This window comes from Streptomyces sp. NBC_00400 (assembly GCF_036048035.1).
Taxonomy (GTDB): domain Bacteria; phylum Actinomycetota; class Actinomycetes; order Streptomycetales; family Streptomycetaceae; genus Streptomyces.
Map to the genome: position 1 here is coordinate 5,254,123 of NZ_CP107940.1, position 17,132 is coordinate 5,271,254.

A 17,132-nucleotide genomic window follows, 5' to 3' on the forward strand; every position below is an offset into this window, starting at 1 on the left:
ACGGCACGGGGCGCCCGTCAAGGACCGCCATGCCGTCGATCGGCAATCCCCTCGACCGGGTCCGCCCGACGTAGAGGCTTGATTCAACATCCGACCAAAATCGCCCGACTTTGTCCCTTTCCCCAGGTGCGCGCGGTGCCTGGTTCGCGTACGGTTGACGGCTGCCCTACGCACAGGAGAAGGGGGCCTGGGTGGCCGCGCACAACGCCACGCACGCACCGGATCACGCTTCGGATTCCGTTCGCGACCGCGAGATCGAAGCCGAGCAGACGCATCTGGACCGTGTCTACCGGCGCCTCGAGGAGAAGATCCACGAGGCAGAGTTCCTGATGGACGACGCCGCCAAGCGCGGCCAGGTCGGCACGCCCGGCGCGTTCGCCGAGCGCGACGCCCAGGTCTTCCAGGCCGGCGTCCATCTCCACCGCCTGAATTCCGAGTACGAGGACTTCCTCTTCGGCCGGATCGACCTGCTCCTCGGCAAGGACGGCAAGAAGGGCCCGGACGGCGCCTTCACCTCCGTCGAGCCCGCCGACGGCGCGATCGAGGACCACCGCGCCGCGATCGCCGAGACGCTGCACATCGGCCGCCTCGGCGTGCTCGACGCGGACTACTCCCCGCTGGTCATCGACTGGCGGGCGCCGGCCGCCGCGCCCTTCTACCGGGCCACCCCGGTCGCCCCTGGCCGGGTCGTCCGGCGGCGGGTGATCCGCTCCAAGGGGCGCCGGGTCCTCGGCGTCGAGGACGACCTGATGCGCCCCGAGGTCACCGCGACGCTGGACGGCGAGGAGCTGCCCGCGATCGGTGACGGTGCGCTGATGGCCGCGCTGGGCCGGGCCCGCAGCCACACCATGCGGGACATCGTGGCCTCCATCCAGGCCGAGCAGGACATGGTGATCCGGGCCCCCGCCGCCTCCGTCACCGAGGTCGAGGGCGGCCCCGGCACGGGCAAGACCGCGGTCGCGCTGCACCGCGCCGCCTACCTCCTCTACCAGGACCGGCGCCGCTATGCGGGCGGCATCCTGATCGTCTCGCCGACGCCGCTGCTGGTCGCGTACACCGAAGGCGTCCTGCCGTCGCTCGGCGAGGAGGGCCAGGTCGCCATCCGGTCGCTCGGCTCGCTCGTGGACGGCGTCGAGGCGACCGCATATGACCCGCCCGCGGTGGCGCGTATCAAGGGTTCGTCGCGGATGCTGAAGCTGCTGCGCAAGGCGGCCCGCGGGGCGCTGGAGCTGGCCGGCCCCGTGGCCGCGGCGCCCAGGCCCAAGGGCGGGGCCGTGGACGAGGACGCCCAGCTCTCCCTGGAGGATCTGTTCACCGCGTCCGCCGGGAACGGTGAACGCGACGGGGAGGGCACCGGCCGCCGCCGCTCCAGACCCTCCCGCCCCGCCCCGGCCGTACCCGCCCGGCTGCGGGTCGTCGCCTTCGGCGGCCGGATCGAGCTGGACGCCGACGAGCTGCACGCCATCCGGCAGTCCGCGCTCGGCGGCACCGCCCCGGTCAATCTGCTGCGCCCGCGCGCCCGCCGGCTGATCCTGGACGCCCTGTGGGCCAAGTCCGGCGCCGCCCGCCGCTACACCGATCCCGAACTGGCCGCCGAGGCCCGTGAGGGCTTCGACGAGGACATCACCACCGAGACCGCATTCCAGGAGTTCCTGGACGCCTGGTGGCCCGAGCTGACCCCGGGCGGGGTGCTCGCCGCGATGGCCGACGAGCGACTGCTGGGCCGCTGGGCGCGCCGGATCCTCAACCCGCGCGAGGTGCGCCAACTGGCCCGCTCCCTGCGGCGGTTGGACGGCGCCGGTGCGCCCCCGGCCGCCGCCGGGGACACCCCCGCCCGGGCCCCCGGGGCGGGGGAGGGGAAGGGCCCGCTGTCGGTGCACGATGTCGCCCTGCTGGACGAGCTGCAGATGATCCTCGGCGCCCCGATGCGCCCGCCCCGGCCGCGCGAGGCCGACCCGCTGGACCATCTGACCGGTCTGGAGGAGCTGTCGACCTACACGGAGCGCAACGGCGGCGGCCGCGGCCGGCGCGAACGGCTGGAGGAGGAGCGCACCGACTACGCCCATGTCATCGTCGACGAGGCGCAGGACCTGACGCCGATGCAGTGGCGGATGGTCGGCCGCCGCGGCCGGCACGCGACCTGGACCGTCGTCGGTGACCCCGCGCAGTCCTCGTGGTCCGACCCGGACGAGGCCGCCGTAGCCCGCGACGAGGCGCTGGGCACCCGCCCGCGCCGCCGCTTCACGCTCACCGTGAACTACCGCAACCCCGCGGAGATCGCCGGACTGGCCGCCAGGGTGCTGGCGCTGGCGATGCCCGGGATGCAGTCGCCGAAGGCGGTCCGCTCCACGGGCCTGGAGCCGCGCTTCGCGCTCGTCGCGGAAGCGGACGCGGACGGGGACAGGGACGGGGGCCGGCCGGACCGGGCCGCCGACGACGCGGCGCTGGCCGAGGCCACGGTCGCCGAGGCAGGGCGGCTGCTGGACGAGGTGGACGGCACGGTCGGCGTCGTGGTGGCCATGAACCGCCGCGCGCAGGCCCGCCGTTGGCTCGCCCCGCTCGGCGACCGGGTGGTGGCGCTGGGCTCCCTGGAGGCCAAGGGGCTGGAGTACGACGCCACCCTGGTGGTCTCGCCCGCCGAGATCGCCGACGAGTCCCCGGCCGGGCTGCGGGTGCTGTACGTGGCACTGACCCGGGCCACCCGGCAGCTGACCGTGCTGTCGGCCGCGCGGGACGAGCCGGACACGGCCGGGGTGCCGGACCTGCTGCGGGACTGAACCCGCTGCGGGACCGGCCCGGGCGGGCCTCGGCCCGGTACCCGCCGGCCCGGCGCGGCACCCCTCGGGCCCGGTCCTGCCCCCCGCCGGGCCTCGGCCCGGCACCCGTACGGCGGGCGCGGCCGGGCGCTGCGCCGCCGCCGTACGAGGGGTCTTGAAATCGGGCCCGCGGGACGGGATTCGCTTCCGGGGATGGTTTGTTAGCCTGGGTGACGGCACCGGCCCGATCCAAGCCCCCGGGCCCAACCATCGTCGCTACGAGCGACCACTTGCCGCGAGGCGAGCATGGCGGGTCGGTGTCATAGACCGGAGAAAGAGGCCCACGTCACCCGGTGACGTGGGCCTCTTTGCCGTGGACGGGTATTCTCGTATGGTGGAAGTTGTTTTCCGGAGTCGCCGGTGCCCGCGAACACAATGTTCGCAATGCGAGGCGGCTACCGCGTACTCCGCGGTAGGTGCGACGATCGGACGGCAATCCAGCAACACGGTGAAAGCAGAGGAAGTCGGCCATGGCAACGGCGCCCAGCGTCTCCTACTCGATGACGGTCCGGCTGGAGGTGCCCGCGAGCGGAACCGCGGTCTCCCAGCTCACCACGGCCGTAGAGTCCAACGGAGGCTCGGTGACCGGCCTCGACGTCACGGCATCCGGACACGAAAAGCTCCGGATCGACGTCACCATCGCGGCCACCTCCACCGCCCACGCCGACGAGATCGTCGAGCAGCTGCGCCACATCGAGGGCGTCTCGCTCGGCAAGGTCTCCGACCGTACGTTCCTGATGCACCTCGGCGGCAAGATCGAGATGTCGTCGAAGCACCCCATCCGTAACCGCGACGACCTGTCGATGATCTACACCCCCGGTGTCGCCCGCGTCTGCCAGGCCATCGCCGACAACCCCGAGGACGCCCGCCGGCTGACCATCAAGCGCAACAGCGTCGCGGTCGTCACGGACGGCTCCGCGGTGCTGGGCCTGGGCAACATCGGCCCCAAGGCCGCGCTGCCCGTCATGGAGGGCAAGGCGGCCCTCTTCAAGCGCTTCGCCGGCATCGACGCCTGGCCGCTGTGCCTGGACACCCAGGACACCGACGCGATCGTGGAGATCGTCAAGGCCATCGCCCCCGGCTTCGCGGGCATCAACCTGGAGGACATCTCCGCGCCCCGCTGCTTCGAGATCGAGGCGCGGCTGCGGGAGGCCCTGGACATCCCGGTCTTCCACGACGACCAGCACGGCACCGCCATCGTGGTGCTCGCCGCGCTCACCAACGCGCTGCGCGTCGTCGGCAAGAAGATCGAGGACGTCCGGGTCGTGATGTCCGGCGCCGGTGCGGCCGGCACCGCCATCCTCAAGCTGCTGCTCGCCGCCGGCGTCCACCACGCCGTCGTCGCCGACATCCACGGTGTGGTGCACGCCGGCCGCCCGGACCTGGTCGACGCCGACCCGGATTCGCCGCTGCGCTGGATCGCCGACAACACCAACCCGGAGGGCGTCACCGGCACCCTCAAGGAGGCCGTGGTCGGCGCGGACGTCTTCATCGGCGTCTCCGCGCCCAACGTCCTGGACGGCGACGACGTCTCGCAGATGGCCGAGGGCGCGATCGTGTTCGCACTCGCCAACCCCGACCCGGAGGTCGACCCGGCCGTCGCCCGGCAGACCGCCGCCGTCGTGGCCACCGGCCGCTCGGACTTCCCGAACCAGATCAACAACGTCCTGGTGTTCCCCGGTGTCTTCCGCGGCCTGCTGGACGCCCACTCCCGTACGGTGAACACCGAGATGATGCTGGCCGCGGCCGGTGCCCTCGCGGATGTCGTCCTGGAGGACGAGGTCAACCCGAACTACATCATCCCCAGCGTCTTCAACGAAAAGGTCGCGGGCGCGGTGGCCGGAGCGGTCCGGGACGCGGCGAAGAGCGGCGACCCGTCTGTGACGGCCACCACGACGGTCTGAGTACGGCGCGTCGCTGGACACGCCGTCGTTGGGGCCCCCATAGGGTGGCGGGCAGCAAGCGACCGCCGCCCTGTGGGGCCGGCCCGGAGCGGGAATGATACGGAGCGTGACCACTAACGAGGCAGTGGCGCTTTTCGTGTGACCCTCCTGGGTGCCGGATTGGCTTTACCGCCGCAGGTGGGGGCAGGATGCGTAATCGGGCGCGAGGGTCTGGCACCAGACCCGGGTCCGGGGACTGTCCGAGGACCCTGGCAGCATCGGCTTCGATCTCACGCCTCATTGGCAAGAAGAACACGGGAGTACAAACATGAACCGCAGTGAGCTGGTGGCCGCTCTGGCCGATCGCGCCGAGGTGACCCGCAAGGACGCCGACGCCGTTCTGGCCGCCCTCGCCGAGGTGACCGGCGAGGTCGTCGCCAAGGGCGACGAGAAGGTCACCATCCCCGGCTTCCTGACCTTCGAGCGCACCCACCGTGCCGCTCGCACCGCGCGCAACCCGCAGACCGGCGACCCGATCCAGATCCCGGCCGGCTACAGCGTGAAGGTCTCCGCGGGCTCCAAGCTCAAGGAAGCCGCCAAGGGTAAGTAACACCCCCTAGCACGGCACAAAGGCGGTCATCCCTCCCAGGGATGACCGCCTTTTCGTGTGTCCCGGGGGCGTTGCGGTCCGGAAAGGGGCGCTGCGCCCGCCCGGGGCGGCCTGTGCCCGCCGTAATCAGGCGGGACGGGCGAACGGGAAGTCCGCCAGGTCCACGTCCTCCAGAGAGGCCACCACGGCCGTACGGGGGCCGGGGACGATGCCCGGCACGCTCGGTACGGCCAGCAGCCGGCAGCCCGCCGCCAGCGCCGCCGCGGCGCCGGTAGGAGTGTCCTCGACGGCCAGGCAGTCGGCGGGGTCGACGCCGAGACCGGCCGCGGCGGCCAGATAGGGGTCCGGGTGCGGCTTGCCGCGCGGCGCCTCGCCCGAGGTGACCGACAGGGCGAAGCGGTGCGCGCCGAGGGTGCGCAGCACCAGATCGGCGACATGCCGTTCGGAGGCGGTGACCAGGGCGGCCGGGACGCCCAGCGCCCGCGCCCGGTCCAGCAGCCGCAGTGCACCCGGCTGGACGGTGACGCCGGCCGCGACCCGGGCGGTGAAGTCCCGGTCCAGCCGGGCGGCCGTCCGGGTGACGTCGCAGCGCACCCCGTACCCGCGCACCAGCCGCCGGGCGGCGTCGTCCACCGGGGCACCGGCGAAGTCCGCCAGCACCTCGTCGGTGGCCGCGAGGCCCTGCTCCCGCAGGAAGCAGGCCACCGCGTCCAGCCACTGGTGCTCGGTGTCGACGAGGGTGCCGTCCATGTCGCACAGCAGGGCCGCGGGGAGCGTGGGGGCGGGCGGGGGGATCACGGGCATGGGCGGGCTCGCAGTTCGGGGGAGAGGGCGTGCGGAGTCGGACGTGGGGGCGGGAGGCCGGCCGGCGCGGTGGCGCCCGGCGTCGTGCGGCGGCCCCGGTGTCAGTCGGCCGGGGTGCGGGCCAGCGGGTTGGCCTGGGTGGAGTTGCGGACGGTGAAGACCACCGCGCCCGGGCGGTAGCGGTCGTCGGAGGTCTCGACGGGGCGGCCCTCCGCGGTGGTCGTGGTGCGGCGGACGCGCAGCAGCGGGCTGCCCCGTCGCACCCCCAGCTCCCGGGCGTCCACGGTGCCGGCCGCCAGGGCGTCCAAGTGGTGCTCACCGTGGGCGAACACCAGCCCGCTGGAGTCCAGGAGCGCCTGGGTGACCGACTCGCAGTCGTCGGGCAGCTCCTCGACCGCACCGGCGATCCAGCCCGCGTAGACCGTGCGTTCCAGCAACACCGCCTCGCCGTCCAGGGTCCGCACCCGCAGCACCCGCAGCACCTCGTCGCCGGGGGCCAGTTGCAGCAGCGCGGCCTCTTCCGCGGTGGCCGTGCCGCGGACGCTCTCCCGTACCCGGCCGCCGGGGGTGTGGCCGCCCGCGTGCGCCCACTGGGCGAAGCTGCGCAGCTCGGTGAAGCTCTGGCTGGGCGCGGTGCTCAGGACGAGGTGCCGGGCGCCCTGGCGGGAGCCGATCATGCCTTCGGAGAGCAGCGCGGCGAGCGCCTGGCGGACCGTGCCGCGCGAGACGCCGTGGGTGGCGGCGAGTTCGGTCTCCGAGGGCAGTGCGCTGCCGACGGGGAGCTGCCCGTCGGTGATCGCCCGGCGCAGCGCCTCGGCGATCTGCTGGTGGCGTCGGGTCAACAGGACTCCTCGCGGCCTGGTGGGGAGGTGGCTGGCAGGACGGCTCCTGGCCCTGCGGACAGGGCCGGAACGATCGGGTCAGCTGTGCACAGATGTAGAGGTCCACGTAGCCACGGGGTATGCGTCTAACCACTGCGCCAAGCTCTAAACCTTTTCCATTATAACGCTTATGACCTGCGGTTTTTCTGCTCCAGGGGTTTGTCTGGGGTTCATCTTCCGGTTATTTTGACGGGGCTTACTGACGGCGGCTTGTCCATACAGGTGGAGGGCCAAAGATCCAGGAGTAACCAGTGAAGCCACCCCGACCGGCGGGTTTGCGCCGGGCGTTCGCCGGCGGCGTCGCGGTCCTCGTGACCGCCACGGCCGCCGGCGGCTGCGGCTACGCCCCGGCCGCCGTCACCAGCAAGGCGGCCACCGCCCGTTCGGCCGCGGACCTCGGCGGCATGCACGCCCTCGTCACGGCAGCCAAGAAGGAAGGCCGGCTCAACGTCTATGCGCTGGCCCCCGATTGGGCGAACTACGGCGAGATGATCAAGACCTTCGAGCGGAAGTACGGCATCGAGGTCAACAACGAGAACCCCGGCGGCACCAGCCAGCTCGCGCTCGGCGCCGCCGACAAGCGCCGGGGCCAGGACCGCGCCGTCGACGCCCTCGACCTGGGCACCGCCTTCATGCGCAACGCCCAGGGCAAGCGGCTGCTCGCGCCCTACAAGGTGACCGGCTGGCGGGACATCCCCCGCACGCAGAAACAGGCCGACGGCTCGTACCTCAACAACTACGGCGGCTATATCTCCATCGGCTGCGACGCCAAGGCCGTCAAGAGGTGCCCCACGACCTTCGCCGAGCTGCTGCAGCCGCAGTACCGGAGCAAGATCGCGCTCAACGGCAACCCGGCGGAGTCGTCCTCGGCGTTCTCCGCGATCTTCGCCGCCGCGCTTGCCAACGGCGGCTCCTTCGGCGACGTCCGGCCCGGCCTCGCCTTCTTCAAGAAGCTCAAGCAGCGCGGCAACTTCGTGCCCGTCGAGTCCTCACCGGCCACCATCCGCAAGGGCGAGACACCGATCTCCCTCGACTGGGACTACCTCAACCTCGGCTACCGCAAGGAACTCCTGGCCAAGGGCGTCGACTGGCGGGTCACCGTGCCGTCCGACGGCCCGTACTCCCAGTACTACAACCAGGGCGTCAACGCCTACGCCCCGCACCCCGCCGCCGCCCGGCTGTGGCTCGAATTCCTCTACAGCCCCCAGGGCCAGAACATCTGGCTGCGGGGCTACTCCCGTCCCGCCCTCCTCGACCGGATGGAGAAGGACGGCACCGCCGACAAGCAGGCCGCAGCGCGCCTCCCCGAGGTCCACGGCACCCCGAAGTTCCCCACACCGGAACAGGAGGACGCGGCCAAGGCGGCCATCAACGAGGGCTGGGGCAAGGCCGTCGGCTGACCACCGCTCACCCCCTCCCCGCCCCCTTGGAGATCTCCCGCGTATGAGTGACCGACCCGCGACGGACGCCGGCCCGCCCGGCCGCCCCCGCCGCAGCACCCGCCGCCTCCACTGGCCGGCCGTCCTGCCCTTCTTCGTCTTCCTCGCGCTCTGCTTCGGCCTGCCGGCCGGCGCCCTGGTGTACGGGGCCTTCACCGCCACCGACCCGGCCACCGGCCACACCCACGCCACCCTCGACAACGTCCGCCAGTCGCTCCAGGGCATCTACGCCACCGGCCTCGGCGGCAGCGTCCAGCTCTCCTTGATCTGCGCCCTGCTGGCGACGCTCTGCGGCACCCTCATCGCGCAGGCCGTCGTGGCCTCCCGGCGCCCCGCCCTGCGCCGCGCCGTGGTCGCCGCCTGCGGGGTGCTCGCCAACTTCTCCGGCGCCCCGCTCGCGTTCGCCTTCGTCGCGACCCTCGGCACCACCGGCACCCTCACCCGGCTGCTCTCCCTCGGCGCCACCGGGTTCAGCCTCTACACCACCGCCGGACTGGTGCTGGCCTACCTGTACTTCATGATCCCGCTGATGGTGGTGACCGTGCTGCCCGCGCTCGACGGGCTGCGCACCCAGTGGCGGGAGGCCGCCGCGTCCTGCGGCGCCACCCGCGGCCAGTTCTGGCGGCACATCGGCCTCCCCGTCCTGCTGCCCTCGCTGCTCGGCGGCGCGGTGCTGCTCTTCGGCACCGCCTTCGCCTCGCACGCCACCGCCGCCGTCATGGTCGGCAGCTCGGTGCCGCTGATCACCGTGCAGATCTCCAACGCACTGGCCGGAAACGTCCTGGCCGGCCAGGAGAACCTGGCCCTCGCCATGAGCCTCAACATGGTTGTCATCGCGCTGCTGGTGATGGCCGTGCAGATACCGCTGCAGCGCAGGAGCGCCCGATGGCTGGGATGACCACCGCCGCGCAGCCGCCCGTGGCGCCGCCCTCGGACCGCGCCCCCGAGCCGCGCCCCGCACCCCCCGCCCGCGGCCGCCGCCCCTACGGACGCCTCGCCGTCCTCCTCCTGGCGTTCCTCTACTTCGCCCTCCCCGTCGCCGCCTCCCTCTGGTTCACCGTCGACGACCCCCTCAAGGGCTTCTCCCTCGACGTCTACACCGGCCATCTGGTCTCCGCCGACATGCTGGGCAGCCTGCTGCTCTCCGTCGAACTGGGGCTGGCCACCGTCGTGCTGGGCCTGCTGCTGGCCGTCCCCGCCATGGTCGTCGTCCACCTCCGGCTGCCCCGGCTGCGCCCGCTCGTCGAGATCCTGTGCATGACGCCGCTGGTCGTCCCGCCGATCGCGCTGGTCGCCGGGGTCAACACGGTGCTGTCGTGGGCACCCGAGCTGGCGCGGACGCCCTTCTACCAGACCCTGATGGCCATCCAGAACGAGAACTTCCCGCTCGTCCTCGTCCTGCTCTACACCGTCATGTCGCTGCCGTTCCTCTACCGCTCGCTGGACGCCGGACTGCGCGCCGTCGACCTCAGGACGCTGGTCGAGGCCTCCCGGAGCCTGGGCGCCGGACGGCTGACCACGCTGGGGCGGGTGGTCGTGCCCAACCTGCGGCCCGCCGTCGTCAGCGGGGCGGTGCTCAGCCTGGCCATGGTGCTCGGCGAATACACCGTCGCCTCCGTGCTCGGCTACCGGCCGTTCGCCGTGTGGATGGTGGAGGTCGGAGGCGAGGAGGCCGAACTCGCCGGTGCCGCCGCCATGCTGAGCCTCTTCCTCACCTGGGGCCTGCTGCTTCTGCTCACCCTCTTGGCGGGCGGCCGGGCCCGCCGTACCCGCCGGCAAAGGACGACGTCATGACCGTACCCGTACACCTCAAGGGGCTGCGCCGGAGCTTCGGCGCGACCACCGCGCTGGACGGCCTCGACCTGGAGATCGCGCCCGGCGAGATGGTCGCCCTGCTCGGCCCGTCCGGCTGCGGCAAGACCACCGCGCTGCGGATCATCGCGGGCTTCGAGACCGCCGACGGCGGCGAGCTCACCATGGACGGCCAGGACGTCACCCACGTCCCCGCGCACCGCCGCGGCATCGGCATGGTCTTCCAGTCCTACAGCCTCTTCCCCAACATGACGGCCGCCCAGAACATCGGCTACGGCCTGCGGGTGCGGGGGTCCGCCGCCGCCGAACGCACCGCCCGCGCGGCGGAGTTGCTGGAGCTGGTCGGCCTGCCCGGCCGCGAGGACCACTATCCGCACCAGCTCTCCGGCGGCCAGCAGCAGCGCGTCGCGCTGGCCCGCGCGCTCGCCGTCCGCCCGCGCGTGCTGCTCCTGGACGAGCCGCTGTCCGCGCTCGACGCCAAGGTGCGGCTCAGCCTGCGCGAGGAGATCCGGCGGATCCAGCTCGAACTCGGCATCACCACCGTCTTCGTCACCCACGACCAGGAGGAGGCGCTGTCGATGGCCGACCGCGTCGCCGTGATGCAGGGCGGGCGGCTCGAACAGTGCGCCGCACCCGCCGAGTTGTACGAGCGCCCGGCGACCCCGTTCGTCGCGGAGTTCGTCGGCACCATGAACCGCCTGCCCGGCACCGTCAGGGACGGCGGGGTGGTGGAGCTGTTCGGCCGCCGCCTGCCGGTCCACGGGGCGGCACCGGGCGGCAGTGAGGGCCGTGCGGTCGAGGTACTGCTGCGGCCGGAAGGTCTCGCCATCCGTACGGCCGCGGGCGCGGAGGGGATGTCCGCGACCGTACGGGTGGCGACCTTCCTGGGCGCCACCACCCGTCTGCATCTGACCACCGAGACCGGCGTCCGGCTCAAGGCCGATGTGCCCAGCTGGGAGGCCGGCGAGCTGACACCGGGCGCACGGTGCACGGTCACACCGCACGAGAAGCCGGTGCTGGTGACGGACTGCTGAGCGGGGCTTCACCGGGGGGAGTCCCGCTCAGCTCCTGCGGGGGCCGGGGGAGCGGCAACAAGCCGCTCTCCCCGGTGCCCGCTCGGCAGGGCGGCGTTCGCCGGCCGGGCAGCGCACCCGCCGGGGGGAGTCCCGGCCGGGCAGGGCGCCGTCCGCTCAGTTGGGCAGGGCGCCGTTCGGCAGTTCGACGTCGGCACCCAGCTCCACGAGCTTCTCCATGAAGTTCTCGTAGCCGCGGTTGATCAGGTCGATGCCGTGCACCCGGGAGGTGCCCTGCGCCGCCAGCGCCGCGATCAGGTACGAGAAGCCGCCGCGCAGGTCGGGAATGACCAGGTCGGAGCCCTGCAGCTTGGTCGGTCCGGAGACGACCGCGGAGTGCAGGAAGTTGCGCTGCCCGAAGCGGCAGGCGCTGCCGCCCAGGCACTCCCGGTAGAGCTGGATGTGCGCGCCCATCTGGTTGAGCGCGGAGGTGAAGCCGAGCCGGGACTCGTAGACCGTCTCGTGCACGATCGACAGGCCCGACGCCTGGGTCAGCGCGACGACCAGCGGCTGCTGCCAGTCGGTCTGGAAACCGGGGTGGACGTCGGTCTCCAGCGCGATGGCGTTGAGCAGGCCGCCCGGGTGCCAGAAGCGGATGCCCTCGTCGCCGATCTCGAAGGCGCCACCGACCTTGCGGAAGGTGTTGAGGAAGGTCATCATCGACCGCTGCTGCGCGCCGCGCACGAAGATGTTGCCCTCGGTGGCCAGCGCCGCGGACGCCCAGGAGGCGGCCTCCAGGCGGTCCGGGAGGGCGCGGTGGGTGTAGCCGTCGAGCTTGTCGACACCGGTGATCCGGATCGTCCGGTCGGTGTCCATGGAGATGATCGCGCCCATCTTCTGCAGCACGCAGATGAGGTCCTCGATCTCCGGCTCCACGGCGGCGTTCGACAGCTCGGTGACGCCCTCGGCCAGGACGGCCGTCAGCAGCACCTGTTCGGTCGAGCCGACCGACGGGTACGGCAGCCGGATCTTGGTGCCGCGCAGCCGCTGCGGGGCCTCCAGATACTGCCCGTCGGCGCGCTTCTCGATCGTCGCGCCGAACTGGCGCAGCACGTCGAAGTGGAAGTCGACCGGCCGGCCGCCGATGTCGCAGCCGCCCAGGCCGGGGATGAAGGCGTGGCCCAGACGGTGCAGCAGCGGGCCGCAGAACAGGATCGGGATCCGTGAGGAGCCCGCGTGCGCATCGATGTCCGCGACGTTGGCGCTCTCCACGTGGGACGGATCGAGGATCAGCTCGCCCGGCTCGTCACCGGGGCGGACCGTGACGCCGTGCAGCTGCAGCAGCCCGCGCACCACACGTACGTCTCGAATATCGGGCACGTTGCGCAGCCGACTGGGGCCGCTGCCGAGGAGGGCGGCGACCATGGCCTTGGGCACAAGGTTCTTCGCGCCGCGAACCCGGATCTCGCCCTCGAGCGGGGTGCCGCCGTGGACAAGCAGTACGTCGTCAGTAGAGACGGTCATGGATCTCGCGTTCCTGGAGACGGGCAGGGGCCAAGCTGAAATGGTAAGGGCGGGCGGGGGTGAGTCCGTAGGCCCGTGCAGCCTTCGAGCATGTAATGGCTTTGTCACAACACGCTCCGCTACGGTCCGCCTTTGATCTGTAATCAACCTTTGACTGAAATTGCCGGGGATGTCGTGAATGGCCGATCCGGTGCCGGGGTGTGCGCCGGTGCTGCCGCCGTACGCCCTGCCCTGCTTTCGCCCGGGTCCGGGCGTTGACTCCCCGCTCCGGGCAGAAGTGCGGGATCATGTGGCCATGACCGAGGTGTCCTCGCTCACAGGGCGGCTTCTTGTCGCGACGCCCGCGCTCGCCGATCCGAACTTCGACCGCGCGGTGGTGCTCCTCCTCGACCACGACGAGGAGGGCTCCCTCGGCGTGGTCCTCAACCGCCCCACGCCGGTCGGTGTCGCGGACATCCTTGCGCCCTGGGCGGCGCTGGCCGGTGAGCCGGGGGTGGTCTTCCAGGGCGGTCCGGTGTCGCTGGACTCGGCGCTCGGGGTGGCCGTGGTGCCCGGCGGGCTGTCCGGCGAGGGCGGCATCCCGTCCGTGGACAGCGGCGCCCGGGCGGGCGGCGACGGCGCGGAGACGGCCGGGGTGCCGGCCGCGGACCGGACGGGCGTGCAGTCGGGTGACGAGCCGCTGGGCTGGCGCAGGGTGCACGGCGCGATCGGGCTGGTCGATCTGGAGGCCCCTCCGGAACTCCTCGCGGCGGTCCTCGGCAGCCTGCGGATCTTCGCCGGGTACGCGGGCTGGGGCCCGGGCCAGCTGGAGGGCGAACTGGTCGAGGGTGCCTGGTACGTCGTCGAGTCCGAGCCCGGCGATGTCTCCTCGCCCGACCCCGAGCAGCTGTGGCGCGCGGTGCTGCGCCGGCAGCGCAACGAGCTGGCGATGGTGGCCACGTATCCGGATGATCCGTCGCTGAACTGACCGTCGCTGAGCCGATCGTCACCGAACCGGCCGTCACCGAACCGGCCCTGGCCGGGCCGGCGGGCGGCGGGCGCGTCGCGGGCCAGATTTTGTTGACGACTTGATTATTGTGACGGCTTCGTCATGGGGAAGTGTCAGACCCCGTCGCTATGGTTCGAGGCGACAGGGGACGGTGCGCGGCCGCGTCGGCAGGGCCGCGCTGGACAAGCGGGGGAGAGCGCCATGCACAGGCCGAGCCTGCCCGAGGACCTGGACCATCCGGAGCACCTGTGGGCGCGGGCCGCGACGCTGGCGGTGGTGGCGGCCGCCATGGACGACTGGGACGAATTCTCCTGGAGCGACCAGGGATTGCAGTGCTGGAACGGCGGCGGAAGCTACTGGTGGCGGCTGAAGCTGTACGAGGACGGCCGGGCCCTGCTCTGCGGCCAGGACTCCGACGGCAGCCACACCCACAGCGGCGGCCGCCAGATCGACTTCCTGGCCGGCGGCCCCGTATGGCTGCCCTGGGAGCAGTTGCGCGAGGATGCCGAGGGCAATCTCTTCGGGTTCGTCTACTGGTGGCAGGACGGCGCCTGGGCGCGCGCACCGTACCCCGAGAAGATGCCGGACGACGGCCTGGAGACGGCCATGAGCTGGGTCGCGCCCGGTGACGGCGCGGTCAGGGAGATCGCCGAGGATCTGGTGGCCCGCACGGAGACCGAGGTCGACGCCGTGGCGGCGGTCCGCGCCTTCCTCGCCGCCGCCGAGGCCCGCAGGGTCGGCGCCCAGGACATCACCACACTCCTGGACGCGGTCTGCGGCCAGGACTGCTGGTACGAGGTCCGCCCGGACGCCGCACTGGCCTTCGCCACACAACTGGGCCTGACGGCCGGGTCCCGGGGCGGGGTGGCGGTGGCTTCGTAGGGGGTGTACACCCGGCGGCGGGTCTTGCGCTCCACCTGGCGGCGGGCCGACGCTCCCGGGCGGTGTCGGGCGTGAGTACCCTTGGCTGTTATGAGCACTGTTGAGCCCGAGCGCGGGGCAGGTACGGGAACCCTCGTAGAGCCGACACCGCAGGTGTCGCACGGCGACGGCGACCACGAGCGCTTCGCCCACTATGTCCAGAAGGACAAGATCATGGCGAGTGCGCTCGACGGCACCCCCGTCGTGGCGCTGTGCGGCAAGGTCTGGGTCCCGGGTCGCGACCCGAAGAAGTACCCGGTCTGCCCCATGTGCAAGGAGATCTTCGAGTCCATGGGCGCCGGCGGCGACAAGGACAAGGGCGGCAAGGACGGCGGCAAGAAGTAGCAGCCGCCGTCCGTGGGGCGCCTCACCGCCCGTGGGGCGCTTCGCCGTCGGTGGCGCGCCTCACCGTCCGTGGGGCGTCCCGCCGTCCGTGGCGCGCCCCGTCCCCGTGAGGCGCCGCGCCGCCGGCCCCCGCCCCGCCCGTCCCCATCCCGCCCCGGCACGGCCGGTCTTCGGCACGTTCACGCCGAACCGCCTCCCGGCCGGGGCGGGATGATGGCAGCATCGGCCGTGCGGGCCGCCCCGCGCCGGGCTTCCCCTCCTCTTCGTGCGCGTACGGGTTCGTACGCGTACAGGCCGGTTCGGTCCCGGGCCGGGCGGCACGGTGAAGGACGGACGGCATGCCCGACACGGACACCATCCCCACGGCACCGGGCGGCGGGCTGGTCCCGGCGCCGCTGAGCATCGACGGGCCCTACCGCTGCGCCGTGCACCTGGGCGAGGGCACCGCGCTGGCCGCAGGGCCCGGCACCGAGGACACCGCGCGCTGGCTGCGCGCCACCCTCGCAGCGGCCTTCGGCCTGCCGCTGCCGCCCGGTTCCGCCGACGCCGGCGACACCCTCGCGCTCGCCCTCGACCCGGCCCTGCCCGCGGAGGGCTATCGCCTGGAGGCCGCCCCGCGCCGGGGCGTACGGATCACCGGCGGCGGTCCGGCAGGCGTCTTCTGGGGCGCGCAGACGCTGCGTCAGCTCCTCGGTCCGCACGCCTTCCGCCGGGCGCCGCTCGCGCCCGGGCGCGCGGCCGTCCTGCCGCAGCAGACCGTCGAGGACGGTCCCCGCTTCGCCTGGCGCGGCATGCTGCTCGACGTCGCCCGGCACTTCCTGCCCAAGGACGGTGTGCTGCGCTACCTCGACCTGCTCGCCGCCCACAAGCTCAACGTCCTCCACCTCCACCTCACCGATGACCAGGGCTGGCGGATCGAGATCGCCCGCTATCCGGAACTGACCGGGACCGGCGGCTGGCGGGAGCGCACCAAAATCGGTCACCGGGCCTCCCCCCTCTGGGACGAGCGCCCGCACGGCGGCTACTACACCCAGGACGACATCCGCGAGATCGTCGCCTACGCCGCCCAGCGGCACATCACCGTCGTCCCCGAGATCGACATCCCCGGACACTCGCAGGCCGCCATCGCCGCGTACCCGGAACTCGGCAACACCGACGTCATCGACACCACCTCCCTGAAGGTCTGGGACACCTGGGGCGTCAACCCCAACGTACTGGCGCCCACCGACCACACCCTGCGGTTCTACGAGCAGGTGCTCGACGAGGTCCTGGCGCTCTTCCCCTCGCCGTTCGTGCACCTCGGGGGCGATGAATGCCCCAAGGACCAGTGGAAGGCGTCCGCCACCGCGCAGGCACGGATCGCCGAGCTGTCACTGGCCGGCGAGGACGAGTTGCAGAGCTGGTTCATCGGGCACTTCGGCCGCTGGCTCGCCGCCCGCGGCCGGCGGCTGATCGGCTGGGACGAAATCCTGGAGGGCGGCCTGGCCGACGGCGCCGCCGTCTCCTCCTGGCGCGGCTACGCGGGCGGTGTCGCCGCCGCGAAATCCGGCCATGACGTCGTGATGTGCCCCGAGCAGCAGGTGTACTTGGACCACCGTCAGCACCACTCCCCCAACGAGCCGGTGCCGATCGGCTTCGTACGGACCCTGGAGGACGTCTACCGCTTCGAGCCGGTGCCGCCGGAGCTGACCGCGGACCAGGCCGCGCACGTCCTGGGCACCCAGGCCAACGCCTGGACCGAGGTCATGGACAGTCAGCAGCGCCTCGACTACCAGGTCTTTCCCCGGCTCGCCGCCTTCGCCGAGGTCGCCTGGTCGCGGCTGCCCGCGCCGGCCGACCGCGACTACCAGGACTTCACCCGGCGGATGACTGTCCACTACGCCCGCCTCGACGCCCTCGGCGTCGGCTACCGCCCGCCGGGTGGCCCCCGCCCCTGGCAGGAACGGCCCGGCGTGCTCGGACGCCCGATCGACGGGGCGCCCCCAAACGTGTGAGCCCCCGTGCAAGGAGGGCGCCCGTACGGCCGGACCCTGGGACGGTGGTCCGGTACGGCGTCACCCCGCACCGCGGCACTTCCGTGGCCGGGTATCGCCGTA

Annotated in this window: 14 protein-coding genes; 11 read left to right on the top strand and 3 right to left on the bottom strand. The window is 72.5% G+C overall.

All coding sequences use genetic code 11. The features are described 5' to 3' along the window. Positions 1–191 precede the first annotated feature (191 nt). The 3 genes from OHS81_RS23015 to OHS81_RS23025 all read left to right on the top strand — a co-directional run bounded on the left by OHS81_RS23015 (position 192) and on the right by OHS81_RS23025 (position 5,309). A complete protein-coding gene (locus tag OHS81_RS23015; protein ID WP_328386563.1) occupies positions 192–2,777 on the top strand; it encodes a HelD family protein in 2,586 nt (861 codons plus the stop codon). Between the two features lie 509 nt (positions 2,778–3,286). Further along, positions 3,287–4,720 carry an NAD-dependent malic enzyme gene (locus tag OHS81_RS23020; protein WP_328386564.1) on the top strand — a complete coding sequence of 478 codons (1,434 nt, stop codon included), beginning with the start codon at positions 3,287–3,289 and terminating at the stop codon, positions 4,718–4,720. Positions 4,721–5,027: 307 nt separating this feature from the next. After that, positions 5,028–5,309, top strand: a complete 282-nt coding sequence (locus OHS81_RS23025; RefSeq protein ID WP_006605312.1) for an HU family DNA-binding protein — start codon at positions 5,028–5,030, stop codon at positions 5,307–5,309. Positions 5,310–5,435: 126 nt separating this feature from the next. On the opposite strand, the gene OHS81_RS23030 is transcribed toward OHS81_RS23025, so the two are convergent. Together OHS81_RS23030 and OHS81_RS23035 are read right to left on the bottom strand one after the other, a co-directional pair. Then, complete coding sequence (locus tag OHS81_RS23030; protein ID WP_328386565.1) at positions 5,436–6,113, bottom strand: HAD family hydrolase; 678 nt, start codon at positions 6,111–6,113, stop codon at positions 5,436–5,438. Between the two features lie 101 nt (positions 6,114–6,214). Continuing rightward, complete coding sequence (locus OHS81_RS23035) at positions 6,215–6,955, bottom strand: GntR family transcriptional regulator (RefSeq protein WP_328386566.1); 741 nt, start codon at positions 6,953–6,955, stop codon at positions 6,215–6,217. Between the two features lie 314 nt (positions 6,956–7,269). On the opposite strand from OHS81_RS23035, the gene OHS81_RS23040 reads away from it, so the two are divergent. Genes OHS81_RS23040 through OHS81_RS23055 form a run of 4 tightly spaced genes read left to right on the top strand, consistent with a single transcriptional unit; the run spans position 7,270 to position 11,279 of the window. Beyond that, positions 7,270–8,394 (top strand): extracellular solute-binding protein, encoded by a 1,125-nt coding sequence (locus OHS81_RS23040; protein WP_443058864.1) that lies wholly within the window; start codon positions 7,270–7,272, stop codon positions 8,392–8,394. A gap of 43 nt (positions 8,395–8,437) precedes the next feature. After that, positions 8,438–9,331: an ABC transporter permease gene (locus tag OHS81_RS23045; protein WP_328386567.1), complete on the top strand. Its 894-nt coding sequence runs from the start codon at positions 8,438–8,440 to the stop codon at positions 9,329–9,331. Next, positions 9,319–10,227, top strand: coding sequence for an ABC transporter permease (locus OHS81_RS23050; RefSeq protein WP_328386568.1), 909 nt, complete (start codon positions 9,319–9,321; stop codon positions 10,225–10,227). The genes OHS81_RS23045 and OHS81_RS23050 overlap by 13 nt, the downstream gene beginning before the upstream one ends. Next, the gene (locus tag OHS81_RS23055) at positions 10,224–11,279 is read left to right on the top strand and encodes an ABC transporter ATP-binding protein (RefSeq protein ID WP_328386569.1); all 1,056 of its coding nucleotides are present in this window, start codon (positions 10,224–10,226) and stop codon (positions 11,277–11,279) included. The genes OHS81_RS23050 and OHS81_RS23055 overlap by 4 nt, the downstream gene beginning before the upstream one ends. A 156-nt stretch (positions 11,280–11,435) precedes the next feature. Here the strand turns inward: OHS81_RS23055 and murA are convergent, their stop codons facing one another. After that, positions 11,436–12,782: a UDP-N-acetylglucosamine 1-carboxyvinyltransferase gene (gene murA / locus OHS81_RS23060; protein ID WP_328386570.1), complete on the bottom strand. Its 1,347-nt coding sequence runs from the start codon at positions 12,780–12,782 to the stop codon at positions 11,436–11,438. Positions 12,783–13,077: 295 nt separating this feature from the next. Between murA and OHS81_RS23065 the strand changes: the two genes are divergently transcribed. The 4 genes from OHS81_RS23065 (at position 13,078) to OHS81_RS23080 (ending at position 17,030) form a co-directional block, all read left to right on the top strand. Beyond that, the gene (locus OHS81_RS23065) at positions 13,078–13,749 is read left to right on the top strand and encodes a YqgE/AlgH family protein (protein WP_328386571.1); all 672 of its coding nucleotides are present in this window, start codon (positions 13,078–13,080) and stop codon (positions 13,747–13,749) included. 222 nt (positions 13,750–13,971) lie between these two features. Further along, on the top strand, positions 13,972–14,652 hold the full coding sequence (locus OHS81_RS23070; RefSeq protein WP_328386572.1) for a hypothetical protein: 681 nt from the start codon (positions 13,972–13,974) through the stop codon (positions 14,650–14,652). 90 nt (positions 14,653–14,742) lie between these two features. Next, positions 14,743–15,036, top strand: coding sequence for a DUF3039 domain-containing protein (locus tag OHS81_RS23075; RefSeq protein ID WP_078568732.1), 294 nt, complete (start codon positions 14,743–14,745; stop codon positions 15,034–15,036). A gap of 338 nt (positions 15,037–15,374) precedes the next feature. After that, a complete protein-coding gene (locus OHS81_RS23080; protein WP_328386573.1) occupies positions 15,375–17,030 on the top strand; it encodes a beta-N-acetylhexosaminidase in 1,656 nt (551 codons plus the stop codon). The last annotated feature ends 102 nt before the right edge of the window (positions 17,031–17,132 follow it).

Excerpts from the sequence above, each read along its gene's own strand:
- OHS81_RS23055 (WP_328386569.1), top strand. The coding sequence starts at position 10,224 with ATGACCGTACCCGTACACCTCAAGGGGCTGCGCCGGAGCTTCGGCGCG.
- OHS81_RS23080 (WP_328386573.1), top strand. The coding sequence starts at position 15,375 with ATGCCCGACACGGACACCATCCCCACGGCACCGGGCGGCGGGCTGGTC.
- OHS81_RS23045 (WP_328386567.1), top strand. The coding sequence starts at position 8,438 with ATGAGTGACCGACCCGCGACGGACGCCGGCCCGCCCGGCCGCCCCCGC.
- OHS81_RS23070 (WP_328386572.1), top strand. The coding sequence starts at position 13,972 with ATGCACAGGCCGAGCCTGCCCGAGGACCTGGACCATCCGGAGCACCTG.
- OHS81_RS23025 (WP_006605312.1), top strand. The coding sequence starts at position 5,028 with ATGAACCGCAGTGAGCTGGTGGCCGCTCTGGCCGATCGCGCCGAGGTG.
- murA (WP_328386570.1), bottom strand. The coding sequence starts at position 12,782 with ATGACCGTCTCTACTGACGACGTACTGCTTGTCCACGGCGGCACCCCG.
- OHS81_RS23030 (WP_328386565.1), bottom strand. The coding sequence starts at position 6,113 with ATGCCCGTGATCCCCCCGCCCGCCCCCACGCTCCCCGCGGCCCTGCTG.
- OHS81_RS23050 (WP_328386568.1), top strand. The coding sequence starts at position 9,319 with ATGGCTGGGATGACCACCGCCGCGCAGCCGCCCGTGGCGCCGCCCTCG.
- OHS81_RS23020 (WP_328386564.1), top strand. The coding sequence starts at position 3,287 with ATGGCAACGGCGCCCAGCGTCTCCTACTCGATGACGGTCCGGCTGGAG.
- OHS81_RS23075 (WP_078568732.1), top strand. The coding sequence starts at position 14,743 with ATGAGCACTGTTGAGCCCGAGCGCGGGGCAGGTACGGGAACCCTCGTA.
- OHS81_RS23065 (WP_328386571.1), top strand. The coding sequence starts at position 13,078 with ATGACCGAGGTGTCCTCGCTCACAGGGCGGCTTCTTGTCGCGACGCCC.